Source organism: Kitasatospora sp. NPDC056531 (assembly GCF_042794375.1).
Lineage (GTDB): Bacteria > Actinomycetota > Actinomycetes > Streptomycetales > Streptomycetaceae > Kitasatospora.
The window spans coordinates 99,275-114,600 of record NZ_JBHTTU010000011.1 but is presented as its reverse complement, the minus strand read 5'-3'; the positions used below and the strand labels follow the sequence as shown (position 1 = coordinate 114,600).

The 15,326-nt window shown below is 72.1% G+C and carries 9 protein-coding genes; 7 read left to right on the top strand and 2 right to left on the bottom strand.

Going from position 1 to position 15,326, the window contains the following annotated elements; all coding sequences use genetic code 11:
- Window positions 1–97 precede the first annotated feature (97 nt).
- Window positions 98–2,143 carry an MMPL family transporter gene (locus tag ACFQ87_RS13680; RefSeq protein WP_380610897.1) on the top strand — a complete coding sequence of 682 codons (2,046 nt, stop codon included), beginning with the start codon at window positions 98–100 and terminating at the stop codon, window positions 2,141–2,143.
- Between the two features lie 55 nt (window positions 2,144–2,198).
- Here the strand turns inward: ACFQ87_RS13680 and ACFQ87_RS13675 are convergent, their stop codons facing one another.
- A complete protein-coding gene (locus tag ACFQ87_RS13675) occupies window positions 2,199–5,000 on the bottom strand; it encodes an ATP-binding protein (RefSeq protein WP_380610896.1) in 2,802 nt (933 codons plus the stop codon).
- A 169-nt stretch (window positions 5,001–5,169) separates the two neighbouring features.
- Between ACFQ87_RS13675 and ACFQ87_RS13670 the strand changes: the two genes are divergently transcribed.
- The 4 genes from ACFQ87_RS13670 (at window position 5,170) to ACFQ87_RS13655 (ending at window position 11,931) form a co-directional block, all read left to right on the top strand.
- On the top strand, window positions 5,170–8,028 hold the full coding sequence (locus tag ACFQ87_RS13670) for an ATP-binding protein (protein ID WP_380610895.1): 2,859 nt from the start codon (window positions 5,170–5,172) through the stop codon (window positions 8,026–8,028).
- Between the two features lie 63 nt (window positions 8,029–8,091).
- Window positions 8,092–9,891, top strand: a complete 1,800-nt coding sequence (locus ACFQ87_RS13665; protein WP_380610894.1) for an aminotransferase class V-fold PLP-dependent enzyme — start codon at window positions 8,092–8,094, stop codon at window positions 9,889–9,891.
- Window positions 9,888–11,333: a threonine/serine exporter ThrE family protein gene (locus ACFQ87_RS13660; protein ID WP_380610893.1), complete on the top strand. Its 1,446-nt coding sequence runs from the start codon at window positions 9,888–9,890 to the stop codon at window positions 11,331–11,333. Before ACFQ87_RS13665 ends, ACFQ87_RS13660 begins: the two co-directional genes overlap by 4 nt.
- A gap of 475 nt (window positions 11,334–11,808) precedes the next feature.
- On the top strand, window positions 11,809–11,931 hold the full coding sequence (locus ACFQ87_RS13655) for a hypothetical protein (protein WP_380610892.1): 123 nt from the start codon (window positions 11,809–11,811) through the stop codon (window positions 11,929–11,931).
- Window positions 11,932–12,148: 217 nt separating this feature from the next.
- Here the strand turns inward: ACFQ87_RS13655 and ACFQ87_RS13650 are convergent, their stop codons facing one another.
- Window positions 12,149–12,991, bottom strand: a complete 843-nt coding sequence (locus tag ACFQ87_RS13650; RefSeq protein ID WP_380610891.1) for a hypothetical protein — start codon at window positions 12,989–12,991, stop codon at window positions 12,149–12,151.
- Between the two features lie 94 nt (window positions 12,992–13,085).
- On the opposite strand from ACFQ87_RS13650, the gene ACFQ87_RS13645 reads away from it, so the two are divergent.
- The gene (locus ACFQ87_RS13645) at window positions 13,086–13,706 is read left to right on the top strand and encodes an L-threonylcarbamoyladenylate synthase (protein ID WP_380610889.1); all 621 of its coding nucleotides are present in this window, start codon (window positions 13,086–13,088) and stop codon (window positions 13,704–13,706) included.
- Between the two features lie 414 nt (window positions 13,707–14,120).
- On the top strand, window positions 14,121–15,320 hold the full coding sequence (locus tag ACFQ87_RS13640) for a PP2C family protein-serine/threonine phosphatase (RefSeq protein ID WP_380610887.1): 1,200 nt from the start codon (window positions 14,121–14,123) through the stop codon (window positions 15,318–15,320).
- The last annotated feature ends 6 nt before the right edge of the window (window positions 15,321–15,326 follow it).

The following is a 15,326-nucleotide window of genomic DNA, read 5'->3' as shown; positions in this document are numbered from 1 at the left end:
GGGCGGGCACGGGGGCCGTCGTCCCGAACCGAGCGGGCCACCGGGTCTCCTGGGCCGTCTCGGCCTCTGGGCTGCGGGTCGGCTGCGGCTGGTAGGCGTGCTCTGGCTCGTCGTGGTCGCCGGACTCGGCGCCTTCGCCCCGCAGGTGACCTCCTCGCTGGCGGGCGCCGGCTGGCAGGCCAACGACTCGGAGTCGGTGCGCGTCCGCGAACTCGCCCGTCAGCACTTCGACGGCAACGCCTCCTCCGCCCTTCAGGTCGTCATCGCCGCCGACCGGCCCGTGACCGACCCCGCCGTCCAGCAGATCCTCGGCCGGGCGACGGCGCTGCTGAAGGCCGATCCGCGCATCGGCGAGGTGGTGCCACCTCGACCTGGCGCCACGATCAGCCCGGACGGGCGTACCGAAGTCGTGCTGGCCGGCGCGAAGGCCGATACCAACGTGATGGTCCAGGCGGCTGACGACCTGAAGGGTCCGCTCAGGGCACTGTCCGGAACCGGTGTCCAGGTGAGCACCACGGGCGCCTCCGTCCTGTGGAGCGACTTCAACGCCGCCAACCACGACGCGATGATGCAGTCGGAAATGCTGTCCTGGCCGGTGACGCTGGCGATCCTGGTGCTGGCGTTCGGCTCATTGATCGCCGCCGGGCTCCCGCTGCTGCTGACCATGGCAGGACTGGCTGCCTCGGCCGGTGCCCTGGTGCTGCTCAATCACCTGACGCCGACGTCGATCTGGGCGATGAACTTCGCGATGATGTTCGCCCTCGCCCTGGGCATCGACTACGCCCTGTTCATCGTCGTACGGTTCCGTGGGGCGCTCGCCCGTCACGGCGACGCCCGGCGCGCCGTCGGCGAAACCATGGACACCGCCGGCAAGGCCGTCGCGCTGTCCGGTGTCACGGTCCTGGTCAGCCTCTCCGCCGTCCTGCTCGTCCCGTCACCCGCCTTCCGGTCCATGGCGCTCGGCATCATGATCGCGGTCATCTTCGTCCTGGCGGCGACCCTCACGCTGCTGCCCGCCGTCCTCGGAAAGCTCGGAGTCCGGGTCAACTCCGCGGCGATGCCGTTCGCCCGTCCCCAGGACGCCGCCGGCTCGCCCCGCTTCGCCGCCTGGGCCAACCGTCTCTGGGCGCACCCGCTGCGCTTCGGTGTCCCCGCCCTGCTCGCGCTGCTGGCCCTCGCCGCGCCGGTGGTCGGGCTCCGAACCGCCATGCCGTCGATCGCCGTCATCCCGGCGGACTCCTCCGCCCGGACGGGCTACATCGCCGTTCAGAAGGCGTTCGGCCCCGGGGCTCCCGGTGCCCTCCAGATCGTGACGCCCGTGGCCCAGGCCGAGCACGCCGCCGCCGTCCTCAAGAACACCCCGGGCATCGCGGTCGTGATGCCGACGACGGACGCAGCCGACCAGTCCGGCCTGGCTCTCATCCAGGCCGTCCCGGCCGCCGACCCCTCGGACCCCGCCCTGCGGGCAACCGTTGCCGAACTGCGCGGACACCTGCCCGGGCAGACCCTGGTCGGTGGCGCCGCCGTCGAGAACCTCGACCTGCAGGACGTCCTGAACGCCAAGACCCCACTGGTCGTCGGAGTCATCCTGACGCTCGGATTCGTCCTGCTCCTGCTGGCCCTGCAGGCCCCGCTGGTCGCCCTGCTCGGCACCGTCACCAACCTGCTCGCCACTGCCGCAGCCTTCGGCGCCGCCCGTCTCGTCTTCCAGGACGGGCACGGGGCCGGACTGCTCGGTTTCACCCCCCAGGGCTTCCTCGACGGGTGGGCACCGGTCTTCTTCTTCGCCATGATCTTCGCGATCGCGATGGACTACACCGTCTTCCTGCTCGCCTCGGCCAAGGAGCACTACGAACGCAGCGGCGACCCGCGCACGGCCGTGACCGCCGCGCTCACCCACTCGGGCCGGGTCGTCTTCGCGGCCGCCGCCGTCATGGTCGCGGTCTTCTTCACCTTCGCGCTCTCGGGCCCGCTGCCCCCCAAGGAGATGGGCATCGTCCTGGGCCTGGCCGTACTGCTGGACGCGGCCCTCGTCCGCCTGGTCCTGCTGCCCGTCCTGCTGCGGCTGACCGGACGCGCCGCCTGGTGGACTCCGGCCTGGCTCGGCCGGCTGCTGCCGACCATCCGGTTCTCCCACGAGTAGTCACGGCCCGCCACGGGGTGTCCCCGCCGCCGCTTCCGGCCGGACACCCCGTGACTCACCCCTGCGGCAGCAGAGTCGCCGTCACGGCGAGCCCCACCCGCGAGGACTCGCCGAGCTTCGCCATGATGCGTGACACGTGCAACTGCGCCGTCCGCCGGGAGATGTACAGACGCTCGGCGATCTGCGGGTTGGAGCAGCCCTCCGCGACCATGGCCAGCACCGCACGCTCGGTCCCGCTCAGCGACTCCCAGCCCGTCCCGCTCCTGGCGACCGCCTTCCGGCTTCGGACGGTAACCCCCTCCGCCCGCAGCCGCTGCCGGGTACGGCGGGCGTCCCAGGAGGCACCGAGCGCGAGGTAGCCGTCGACGGCCGCAGCCGACGCGGCGGCGGCCTGGTCCACCGAGCCGGCGCGGGCCAGCAGGACGGCCTCGTTCTCCCGGGCGAACGCCACGAACAGCGGGCGCCCCGCCGCCTGGTACGTCGTGGCGGCTTCGGCCAGCAGGGCGCTGTCCGCCTCCGCCAGCCCCCGGCAGAGCGCGGCGGTGCCGAGCTTGTTCGGGGACGGCTGGAAGTCGGCCAGCTCCTGTGCGGACGCGACGAGCGCGGCCAGCCGGTCCGAGCGGCCCAGGCAGAAGGCCATCCGGGCGGTGTCCGGGAAGAGCTGATCGAGCGTCACCACCTCGCGCAGCCTGCCTGACGTCCACAGGTACGACTCGAGGACACCGAAGGCCCGTACGAGGTCGCCCTCGGCGTCCCACACCAGGGCCCGCGCCCACCGATTCAGGAACTCCGTGTGGGGGCGTGCGCCCCAGCCCTCGGGCGCGTGCGTGATCACATCGACGTGCTCGGACCGCTGGTCACGCCGCACCTCGATCAGCGCTGCGACCGCGTGCAGATCGGGACTGATGTTCAGGGGATCGACGGTGTCCAGCCCGCTCTGGACGGCGGCCAGGGCATCGTCCCAGTTCCCGCGCAGGAACTCGACCTTGGCGATGGCGGACTGATATCCGGTCAGCATTGCCACACCGGCACGCTCGCTCTGGCGCGCGCCCGTGTGCAGGTGCGACTGGGCCTCTGCCAGGTGGTCGAGGTCCGCCAGGCAGTAGCCCCGGACCAGGTGCGGGGAGAGTTGGAAGTCGGAGGAGATCCCTGCCTCCCCGAGACTGTCGAGGGCCGCGGTGGTGAGCGCGAGGGCCTCTTCGACCCGCCTGATGACCACCAGCACCGCGGCCTGGGTGGTGAGACCGTAAGCCGTCGCGAAGGCGTCGCCGCTCTCCCGCCCGTTCTGCACCGCCAGCAGCGCCGCGTCCTCCGCCTCCTCCAGCCGGCCCATGAAGTGGAGCGCCTGCGCCTGGCCGGCGTGGAAGCGTGCTGCATGGTTCTGTGGGAGGCCTTCCAGGGCGAGCGCCGAACGGACCTCGGCCACCGTCTCCGCCAGCCGCCCCTGCTCCATCAGGGCTTGCGCGAGCCACCCACGCACCGTGCTCTCCCGGTCGATCGGGAGAAGGCGGGCAAGGGCGGCCCTGGCGGCGTGCTCGGCCTCGGCCGGCAGTCCGGCCCAGAGCAGCGCCCGGACGAGTTCGAAGTCCAGGTCCTGGAAGCCGCCACTCGCGGCGGTGGCAGTGGCACGGCGCAACAACTCGACCGCGAGCAGCGGCGCTCGCACCAGGAGCGGGTCCAGCGAGGCTCGCAGCCAGGCCAGCTCCCGCGGCCCCAGCCGGCCGGCCTCCAGCACGTGCTCCGCGACTCGCTCGACGGGCGCGCCCGCGCCGGCCAGCGAGACGGCGACCTGCTCGTGCAGAGCCGTCCGGACCGCCTGGGAGTGGCTCTCCACGACAGCCTGGCGGATCAGGTCGTGCCGGAACGCGAGCCCGTCGCCGCGCTCCTCCAGCACTCCCGCCGCGAGCGCCTCCAGCACCGGCTCCACCAGGTCGGTGGCCGGGAGCTGGAGGACTGTGGTCATCTCGGCAGCGCTGAACGCACGGCCGAGCAGCGCCACCAGGCGGAGCATCTCGCGGGTCGGCGTACTCAGGGAGTCGATCCGGTAGAGGATGGTGGCGCTCAGCGGGGCCGGTACGAGGGAGGTCTCCGGCCCGATCTCGGCCGTTGCTCCCCGCAGCTCGATCCGGCCCGCGCCCGACAGCGCCCTGACCAGCTCCGCTGCGTAGAGCGGGTTGCCGGCCGCGCCCGCGACCAGGGACCGCAGCCGCTCGCCCGGCACGCCACCGGCGAGGTCGGCGACCAGCGCGGCGATCTCGGCTTCGGCCAGGGGCGCGAGATCGGTGATCGGGACGCCGGACTCCGCCAGGTCGCGCAGCAGCCCGGTGACATTGGCGGTGCCCGGCGTGGGACGGCAGGTGACCACCAGGAGAAGGGGCAGCTGGTCCAGCGCGCGTGCCAGTCGCCGGATGACCGCTAGGCTGGCCGGGTCCGCCCAGTGCAGGTCGTCCACCAGCAACGCCAGCGGCTCGGCCGAACACCAGTCGTCCAAGGTCGACAGGACGGCCTCGGCGATCAGGAACTCCTGGCCGACAGCACCCGCCGGTGCCCCGACCCGCTCGTCACCCCGCAGCAGACCACGGACCCGGACGACCCCCGGGTGCTCGGCGGCGCCTGCATCGAGGCACTCGCTCAGCACGGCGAACGGCACTGACCGGTCGATCTCGTCCGCCGCACCGCGCAGGACCGTGATCCCGGCAGACCGGCACAGGGCATCGACGAGATCGAGCACCACCGACTTCCCGATGCCCGGCTCACCGCGGAGCACCATCGCCTGGCCTCGGCCACCCGTCAGTTGCCGAACCATGAGTTCAAGGTGCGCCCGCTCGGTCTCACGGCCCTGCACTGCCACTACCATCAAGATCCACTTCACCATCGCCCGACCATCACAGCTGCTCGGCGCCTCGGGCTCACGCCTGCCGGGCTGCCCCGGCACGCAGGCCAGTCTCCCAGATCCACGAGGACGGGCTTTCGTGTACTGACACCCGAAAGCGGATTCGAAGAGTGCCACTGCGATAATTTCCGGAATGAGAACCAGCCGGGCGACCGCAGCTCTGATCGGTCGGACAGCCGAGTCCTCGCAGCTCAACGATGTCCTGTCCACCGCCGCAGCCGGCCAAGGAGGCACTGTCCTGCTCCGGGGTGAGGCCGGAATCGGGAAGTCCACCCTGCTGAGAGCCTGCGCCGACCGCGCCCGGGATTCGGGCTTCGCGGTGCTCTGGAGCACCGCGAACGAGTCGGAGCGGCACTTCCCGCTCGGGACGTTCCTGGATCTGCTGGAACGTGACCAGCCGTGCTCCGAGCAGCTGCGGGCGGAGTACCGAGCCGCAGTGAAAGCCTCGGCCCGGCACACGGCCGCCGACATGACCGACCCGATGTCGGCCACCGCCGAGCGGCTCTTCCAGGTGGTGGAGCAGCAGTGCGCGACCGGCCCGGTGCTCGTCGTGGTGGACGACCTCCACCGGGCGGACGAGGCTTCGGCGACGCTCTGGCTGCGTCTGGCCCGCCAAGCCGAGCAGTTTCCGCTCGTGGTGGCGGCGTCCGTGACGCCCGGCACTGGCACCGGCACCGGCACCGAGGCCCTCGTGCTGCACGCGCTGCGGCGCGGCAGCGGTCTCGTGCTGGATCTGGAACCGCTGGCCCCGCCCGAGGCGGCCGCTCTGGTGGCCGGTCAGCTGGGCGGCCCGGTGGGACCGTCCCTGCTGGGGGCGCTCGACCGGGCCGGCGGCAATCCGCTCCATCTCACCGAGCTGACGGCTCTGCTGCGCCGACAGGGCGCAGTGTCGAAGGGGCGACACGGGTTCGAGGTCACCCCCGGCCATCACGACCTCTCGCTCGGGGCGGCGATCACCGACCGGGTCCAGCGCCTGTCCGCCGAGCTCCGCGCGGCCCTTCGGATCGCCGCCGTGCTGGGCATCGAGTTCCGGCCCGCCGATCTCGCCGCGGTGTTGCGCCGCCCGCTGGTCGCTCTCGTTCCGGTACTGGAGGAGGCACTCGCCGCCGCCGTACTGGACCCGGCCGGCGAGCGGCTCAGATTCCGTCACCACATGGTCTGGCAGGCGCTCGTGGAGAGCACCCCCAAGGCCATGCGCGGGGCGCTGCACCGGCAGACGGCGGAGGCGCTCGACCTGGCTGGTGCGCCGCTCGACCAGGTGGCCGGCCATCTGGTCCGGGCGACCTCCACAGCCGCCGATGCGTGGCTGCACGGCTGGGTCACCCGGCGCGCCCGCGAACTGGTCACCCGCTCACCGGCCGTCGCCCTGCAGCTGCTGACGCGAGCCGGCGACGGGAACTGCCAGGAAGCGGACCGGACCGACCTGCAGCTGCGCACGATCGAGGCACTCAACGCGCTGGGCCGGCCCGACGAGGCCGAGGCGGCTGCGCGTCAGCTGCTGGCCGCGCCGTCCTGCGCGCCCGAGGTCGCGGCCGAGGCCTCCTGGCTGCTCAGCGAGACGCTCTACGCGCGTTCCACCACCGGCGCCGGGGCTCGGGAGGCCGCGGAGCTGCTGACCGCCGCCACCGCGATCGAGGGCATCAGTGAGCGGTCCAGGGCGCGGTTGCAGGCCGAGAACTCCTTCTACCTGTTCCACTCGGACCGGCCCGGCCAGGCCGCCGAGGCGGCAGCCGGCGCGCTGGCGGACGGTGAACGCGCGGGCGAGACCTTCGCCGTCGCCTACGCCTCCTGGATGCAGGTGGTGCTGGCCCGGGTCGAGGACGGCGACCTCGACGGCGCCTTCGAACTGAGCAGACGCGGCCTGGCGCTCTGCGCCGATGACGCGCATCCCCGGGTCGAGCGTCTGCTCCGGACCCAACGACTGGTGATCGCAGGCCTCCAGGACCGGATCCCCGAGGCCGAGGAGGAGATCACCGAGATCCGCCGCTTCGGCGAACCCACCCAGGCGTGCGGCCAGGACGCGACGGTCGCCATCGCGGCCCACCGCTTCCGCACCGGGCAGTGGGACCACGCCCTCGCCGAGATCGAGTACCTCGGCGGGGAGGAGTCCCAGTACACGGCCGTCCAGGCGCACGGCCTGGCCGCGCTGGTGGCCGGCCTCCAGGACGACGCGTCTACGTGCGAGGCGCAACTGGAGCTCCTGCGGGACCACCCGCTGCGAACTCCCGCCGACCGAGGAGCCGCCCACTGGCTCCTGATGGCGCGTGCGGTCTGCGCCGAACGCGCCGGGCAGCCCGAGCAGGCCCTGGCGGCCCTGCTGCCCGTCCTCGACCAGCAGCTCGCGACCGGCCCGGAGGACCCGTTCGAATGGCTGCCAGTGGTGGTGCGCCTGGCTCTGACGGTCGGTGACCGAGCGGCCGCCGAAGCCGCCGCCACCCTCGCCGGCACCGCGCCGTCCCGAGGGCCCGGCATCCCCTCCTGGCAGCACGCCGCCCTGCACACCACCGGACTGCTCGACGCCGATCCGAATCCCCTGCTGGCGGCCGCCGACAGCTACGCGGCCTCCGCCCGTCCGCTGCGCGAGGCGAACGCCCTGGAGGACGCCGCCGAACTGCTGGCCCGGCAGGGGCGTCCGGCGGAGGCCAGACATCGGCTGGAACAGGCGGCGACCGCATACACCGCGCTCGGCGCCCGCTGGGGGCTCCGCCGAGCGCAGGCCCGGCTGCGGGCAGCCGGGGTGCGCCTCGGCGCACGCGGCCCGAGGACGCGGGCCACCACCGGCTGGCACAGCCTGACACCGACGGAGCTGCGCGTCGCCCGCCGGATCGCCGACAGCCGGTCCAACCCGGAAATCGCCGCAGAACTGATGCTCTCCCCCCGGACCGTCCAGACCCACGTCTCCCACATCCTCACCAAGCTCTCCTTCCGGTCGAGGGTCGAGATCGCCGCCGAGGCCGCCCGGCAGGGCCTCCTCCATGAGCAAGGCCGGTGAGCGTGACTGTGTGTGGCCACAGTCACGCTGAACCTTCGGCCGGCACTCGTCGTAAGGCGGCCCGTGGAAGAAAGCACGGAAGCAGGCACTGTCCTCACCGCCCTCAGGAAGCCGCTCGGACTGATCCGCCGGCCTCGCCGCAGCACCCGGGCCACCAGCTCGGGCACCAGCCCGGCCACAGCGCTGCTGGCCCGGATCCGGGGCGGCCTCATCGGTGACGGCGACCTACTACACGGCCCGTACGGACCCCGGCGGATCACCTACGCCGACTACACGGCCACCGGGCGTTCGCTGGACTTCGTCGAGGACTGGCTCCGCTCGGCGGTCCTCCCTCACTACGCCAACACCCACACCGAGAGCTCCGCCACCGGGCTGCAGACCTCCCGCCTGCGCGAGGACGCCCGCCGCCTGATCCACCGCGCGGTCGGTGGCACCGACGACCACGTCGTGCTCTTCTGCGGGTCGGGAACCACAGCGGCCGTGAACAAGATCATCGGACTTCTGGAGCTGCAGAGCCCGGTCGGACTGGCCGAACTGTACGGTCCGGCGCATGCCATTCCCGCGGATCAGCGGCCCGTCGTCTTCGTCGGCCCCTACGAACACCACTCGAACGAACTGCCCTGGCGGGAGTCGATCGCCGACGTCGTGGTCATCAAGCTGGACGCGGACGGCCGGATCGACGAGGACGACCTGCGCACCCAACTCGCCCGCTACCAGGACCGGCCGCTCCTCATCGGCAGCTTCTCGGCCGCCTCCAACGTCACCGGCGTCCTCACCGACACCGACCGCATCGCCGCCCTCCTGCACGTGCACGGAGCACTGTCCTTCTGGGACTTCGCCACGGCCGGGCCGTACGTGCCGATCCGGGTGACCGAGTCGGCACCCGGCCGGCTCGATCACAAGGACGCCGTCTTCCTGTCGCCCCACAAGTTCGTCGGAGGCCCGCAGTCTCCGGGCGTGCTCATCGTCCGGCGGAGCCTCGCCCGCAACCGTGTGCCCACCATGCCGGGCGGCGGCACCGTCGCCTTCGTGGACCCCCAGCACCAGTACTACCTGGACGACGTGGTCGCCCGGGAGGAGGGCGGCACCCCCGCCATCGTCGAGTCGATCCGCGCCGGCCTCGCCTTCGGGATCAAGGAGAAGGTCGGCACCGAGTTGATCCACGCCCGGGAGGAGCGAGCCCGGGAGGCGGTGCTGACCCGCTGGCAGCAGAACCCGAACATCGTCGTCCTCGGCCCCACCCACGTGCCGCGCCTGCCTCTGGTCTCGTTCCTGATCCGGCACCAGGACCGCTACCTGCACCACAACTTCGTGGTCGCGCTGCTCAACGACCTGTTCGGCATCCAGGCCCGCGGCGGCTGCTCGTGCGCCGGCCCGTACGGGCACCGGCTGCTGGACATCGGCGACGACCACTCGGCGGCGCTGCGCGAGGAGATCGTCGAGCAGGGCCACGAAGGCATCAAGCCCGGCTGGACCCGGGTCAGCTTCCCGTACTTCATGTCCGAGACCGTCCGGGACTACATCATCGAGGCGGTCGATCTCATCGCCACGCACGGCCACCGCCTGCTCACCGACTACCGATTCACCCCCGACGCCGGCCTCTGGCGCCACCACCTCTCCCCACCCGCCCCGCCGTTGAGTCTGGCCGACTGCCGCTTCGACGCCCCGGAAGACCCGGGCAGCAAGGTCCGCCACGGCGAGGAGGCCCTGGCCGGCTACCTCTCCCACGCACGTCGCCTCTTCGCCGAACGCCCCCGGCATGTCGCGGGAGGCCGTCCCGAATTTCCCGAGAACTTCGAGACGCTCCGCCACTTCGCCATCGACGAGGTCTGTCTGCAGCCCGACGAGAGTGCGACTCGATGACCACCACGCAACCGCTGATGACCGTCCGTCGGTTCACCCGCCTCGCCCCCTCTCCGCACGAGCACGCCGCCGAGTTGCTGCTGCTCGCCCTGCGCGCAGGTGAACTGCTCCTGGCCAACGGCGCGCCGGCCGCCGACGTGGTGGCGACGACGACCACGATGGCGGCGGGCCTGGGACTCCACGGCTGCACGGCGGACGTCACCGCCGGCGCCCTCTCGCTGTCCTACCGCAGCGGGCCGCGCGCGGTGCCCATGACCGAGATCCGGGTCGTCCGCAGCACCACCCTGGACTGCTCGCGCATCGACGCCGTCCACGGCCTCGTCGAGCAGGTCGTGCGTCGTCGCCTGGACGTCCGCGCGGCGCGGTACCGCCTGGCGCAGATCGAGGCCGCCCGACCGGCCCACCCCGCCTGGCAGGTCACCCTGGCCTGGGCGGGCCTGGGCGGCTTCTTCACCGTGATGCTGGGCGGCGGGCCGACGGTGTTCGCCGCCGCCGCAGTGGTGGCCGCCTTCATCGACCGCGCCAACATCCACCTGTCGCGCCGCGGCGTGCCCGACTTCCACCAGGTGGTCCTAGGCGGAGCGGTCGCCACCGCCACCGCCACCGGGCTCCTCCTCACCGGCACAACCGACCAGGCGCCGCTGGTCGTTGCGGGCGGCATCGCGATGCTGCTGCCCGGCCTCGCCTTCGTCAGCGGAGTGCAGGACGCCATCGCGGGCTACCTGGTCACCGCCGCGGCACGCGCCCTGAGCGTGGCGATGACCGTCGCCGCGATCGTCGCCGGCGTGGGCGTGGCCCTCTACGCCGCGGCGCACACCGGGCTGCGGGCCCCGCAGGTCCAACCGGACGGCTTCGCCCTGGACGGCTGGACCGCACTCCCCAGGGAGATCCTGGCCGCAACGATGGTCTGCGCCTGCCTGGCCTTCTGCCTCCAGGGAACCCGGTGGAACCTGCTCACGGCCGGCCTGGCCGGCGCGATGGTCTGGGCCGTCTACCTCGTGCTCTGGCAGAAGTACCGCCTCCCGCCGCCCCTGTCCGCAGCCGTCGCGGCCACCATCGTCGGCCTCACTACCCAGATCCTCGCGCACCGCACCAACACCGCAGCCCTGCTGCTCACCATCGCGGGCATCGCACCACTCGCTCCCGGCTACACCATCTACCAGGGCATGCTCCTCCTCAGCCACGGCGAGCTCGCCCCGGGACTCCTGACCATCGGTCAAGCCGCCGCCATCGGCCTGGCCATCGCAGGTGGCCTCACACTCGGGCACACCGCCGCCGACCAGGTCTCCCCCGAACGACACACCAGTATGCGTGGGCGCCTTGTAGGGCGAGACCGTCAACCCCCGCCCTACAGGGTGGCGTGCTGCGGCCCGCGCGTGGGTGAAGGCCATGGAGACGACGAGCGCCGGAACAACGTTCATCGCCAAGCCGACGCACCGTAGGCACCTACCCGTCGGCGTACCCCGCATTACCCTGCACGACCTGCGCCACCTCGCCGCCAGCTTCGCCATGGCCGCAGGCGTCCTACTCCCGGTCGTCTCCAAGACCCTGCGTCACCGAACCCTGTCGATCACCGCGAACATCTACGCCGAACTCACCCGCCTCGCGGAGCGGGCAGCGACGCCATCGCCTGGACCCTTGACCTAGCGGTGCATCTGCCGGAGCTGGCCACCTCCTCAAAGACTCCGCCGCCGACGCCGTCGCCCTGGCCGCAGCGCTTGACCGGGCGGACGCCGGAGTGGTTGATCAAGCCGACCCCGCTGTCCGTCAGGGCTTCGGCAAGGCAGCGTGAGCGGACCGCCGTCAGGCCCCTTCGCCGCCATCCAGCCGGAGGAGATCAACCGGAAGACCTGGGAGACTGCTATTGAGAGCGTGCAGCCGTCACCCTGGCCCTGGCCGGCGCCGGAGACCCCGAGGATGTCCTCCAGCGCTGAGTACGCCATGCCAGCGACGGCCTTCTCGATGATCGCGAGCAACGGCGGGAGCGCGGCCTCGATGACCTTCGAGGCGATGTACTGGACGAGCTGCCGCTCCAGGTAGTCGACGGCCTCTCGGCCGCCGCTACGACCAGTACTTCGGCAGCCTCGGCCAGCCCCAGCGTGAGGACGGCGGCCACCTGGTCGGCGACGAACGAGACTTACACGAAATCGAGTCCCCACCACACCCAGGGCGGTTCACTATCGGCTGCATTGAGCTTGGTAGAGCTCGGAGCTCCTGGACGCACGAAGATGGTCAACTTCGGTGCCAGCCCGTTGAGTCAAATGACATGTTCGGGTGGCCGTTTGACTACGGCGAAGAGGAAGAACATCGTCTCGAACTCCTCGACCGTCAGGCCCGCTCGGAGGGTGCGGGCCAACACGCCGCCCGGGGCGGGCCGGCGGGCGAGGGCATGGGCGTAGGCGTACATGTCGGCCAGGGCGGCGCGGGAGCGGGGGTTGACCGGGCGACCGTCCGCGGTGGTCCGGGTGGTGGGGCGATGGGCGAGCGCGGCGCGGCCGAGGTCGGTCAGGTTCGACGGATCCGCGGTGCTGGAGTGGGCGTAGTCGGCGTCCTGGTAGCCGATCACCCGGTTGGCCCAGTCGAGCAGCAACTGCCGGTCCTGTTCCGGCACCCCCATCACCCGGGCCAGCGTCCACACCGGCAGATCGGCGGCCAGCCGGGCGAGGTCGGCGGCACCGGTCGGCCGTACCGAATCGATCAGCTCCCGCACCCGGTTCTCGATCGCCTCCGACAGCTCCGCCACCGCCCGCGGGGTGAACGCCGCCGCCACGATCCGGCGCAGCCGGGAGTGGTCGGGCGGGTCCTGGTTGAGCATCATCGCCCGGACGAACTCCAGATCGGCGGGCGCGTCCGGGTCACGGATCTGGGTGGCGCCGAGGTTCGAGGAGAACAGCTCGGGGCTGCGCAGCACGTGCTTCACGTCCGCATGGCGCAGCACCGCCCAGTACCCCGTCCCGCCCGGCCAGTCCCCCACCGCCGGCTCCTCCACCCAGCAGACCGGCGCCTCAGCCCGCAGCTCACGGAACAGGTCGTACGGCACACCCTCGGCGTACGTCTCCGGGAGGAAGATCCGATTCACCCGCGCCTGATCGAAGCCCATGCCGACCGACCGTACGCCGTGCCCCGGCGGCCCGCCAGGGTGCGGGACGTCGCGGCTGCGCCGATCGGTGGCCGGGATCCCGTAGGGTCGGCCAATGGCGAAGTACTTCGACGTGCACCCAGAGTCCCCCCAGCCGCGCACCATCAGCACCGTGGTCGACAGTCTGCGGTCCGGGGCCCTCATCGCGTACCCGACCGACTCCTGTTTCGCCCTGGGCTGTCGGCTGGACAACCGCGACGGCCTCGAACGGATCCGGTCGATCCGGCGTCTCGACGAGCGCCACCACTTCACCCTGATGTGCGTGGACTTCGCGCAGCTGGGCCAGTTCGTCCAACTCGACAACAACGTCTTCCGCGCCGTCAAGGCCGCGACGCCGGGCAGCTACACCTTCATCCTCCCTGCCACCAAGGAGGTTCCCCGCCGCCTGCTGCACCCGAAGAAGAAGACGGTAGGAGTCAGGATCCCCGACCACACCGTCACCAGGGCCCTGCTCGCCGAACTCGGTGAGCCCCTGGTCTCCAGCACCCTGGTCCTCCCCGGTGAGGACGAGCCGATGACACAGGGGTGGGAGATCAAGGAGCGGCTCGACCACATGCTGGACGCCGTGGTGGATTCGGGCGACTGCGGCACGGAGATGACGACGGTCGTCGACTTCTCGGGCGGCGGGCCGGAAGTCGTCCGGCGAGGGGCCGGCGACCCCACGCGCTTCGAGTGACGGGCCGGGCACACCCGCGGAGCGTCGACCGCGATGAGGGCTCTGTCGCGTGCTCGACTCCGTCGGCAGGCGGCAGTGGCTGGTATGCCGTGATGATTGATGTATGTGTGTACAGGCGGATCACGAACCGGACGACACCCGCCACCGGGGGTTCGGGGTCGCACCGCCGCACGTCGCGGCGCCCTCCGCTGCTGTCGGGCTCCCGCCGCCGTCCGGGCGGATGCGCTCCGGAATGCTGACGGATCCGCCGCTCGTGGGGCCGCTGCGGTCCGCTTCGCCCGCCGGCGCCCGGCCGGTTCGCAGCGGCTTCTCGTTCGACCTGGCCCACCGCCACCGGAGCGCCCGGTGAGGCTCCCGGGCCGCGGCTGGGCCGACCGGCAGCGTGGGACGGAGCCGGGTGGGACGGAGCCGCAGGTGCCCGCCCAGCCGGCCTGGATACGCTGGCTGCCGGCCATCTATGTCGCGGCCATCCTGGCGCTGGAGCCGATCACTCCCGTGCAGTGGCCGGTGAGCTTTCTGCTCATCGCCCTGCCCGTCGTCGCCGCCTACGCCCACGGTCCCGCCTTCGTCGTCGCCATCACGGTCTTCGCCGTGGTCTTCGAAGGCGTCCTGGCGGGTACTCCGTGCTGTGCGGGCCGCGACGTGGGTTATCTGTGGGAGCGCCACTACGTGGCCACCTACTTCTCCACGGCGCTGGTCGGGATGCTGGGCGCCCTTCTGGCCGCCCACCGAACGCGCCGGGAACGCACCCTGGCCACCGTGCGCTCGGTGGCCGAGACGGCGCAGCGCGTGCTGTTGCGTCCGGTCCCCCACCTCCTGGGCCGCATCAGCATCGAGACCCTGTACGTGTCGGCAGCCGCGGAGGCCCGGATCGGCGGCGACCTCTTCGAGGCGATGAGCACCGCGCACGGTGTGCGCCTGCTGATCGGGGACGTCCGGGGCAAGGGCCTGCTCGCGGTGGAGACGGCCGCGGCGATGCTGGCAGCCTTCCGCGAGGCCGCCTACGACGAGCCCGATCTGCCCGCGATAGCACGTCGGTTGGAGCTGAGCATGAGCCGCCGAGCCGCCCAGCTCCCCGGCAGCGAGGAACGCTTCATCACCACTGTGCTCGCCGAGATTCCCGGCGACGAGCCCGTGGTCCGCATCGTCAACTGCGGTCACCCCCCGCCGCTGCTCATCGACCAGGGCCGGGTCAGTGAACTGGCCCCGCGTGATCCGTCACCGCCTCTCAACCTCGGTGTGCTGCTCGGCGGCGACTACCACGTCGACGTGGAGCCCTTCCGTCCAGGCGACCAACTGCTCCTGTACACCGACGGCGTGACCGAGACCCGCGACCGCACCGGAGCCTTCTACCCGCTCACCCAGCGTGTCCGCGGCTGGACCGCCCTTCCGCCGCGCGAGCTTCTGGACCACCTGCACCGCGACCTGCTCGCGTACAGCGATGCCGCCCTCGACGACGACATCGCCGTGCTGGTCGCGCACCGGCTCCCGGAAGGGGAGGAGCCGGGCCCACCCACCGATCCCGCCCGGGACGCGTTGAAGGGCGGGCTCGACGGCAGCGACGGCGGCGCCGACAGCGCGGGGCGGCGGCGCTGGGCCGCCAGCCCGCGGTAGCCCCTC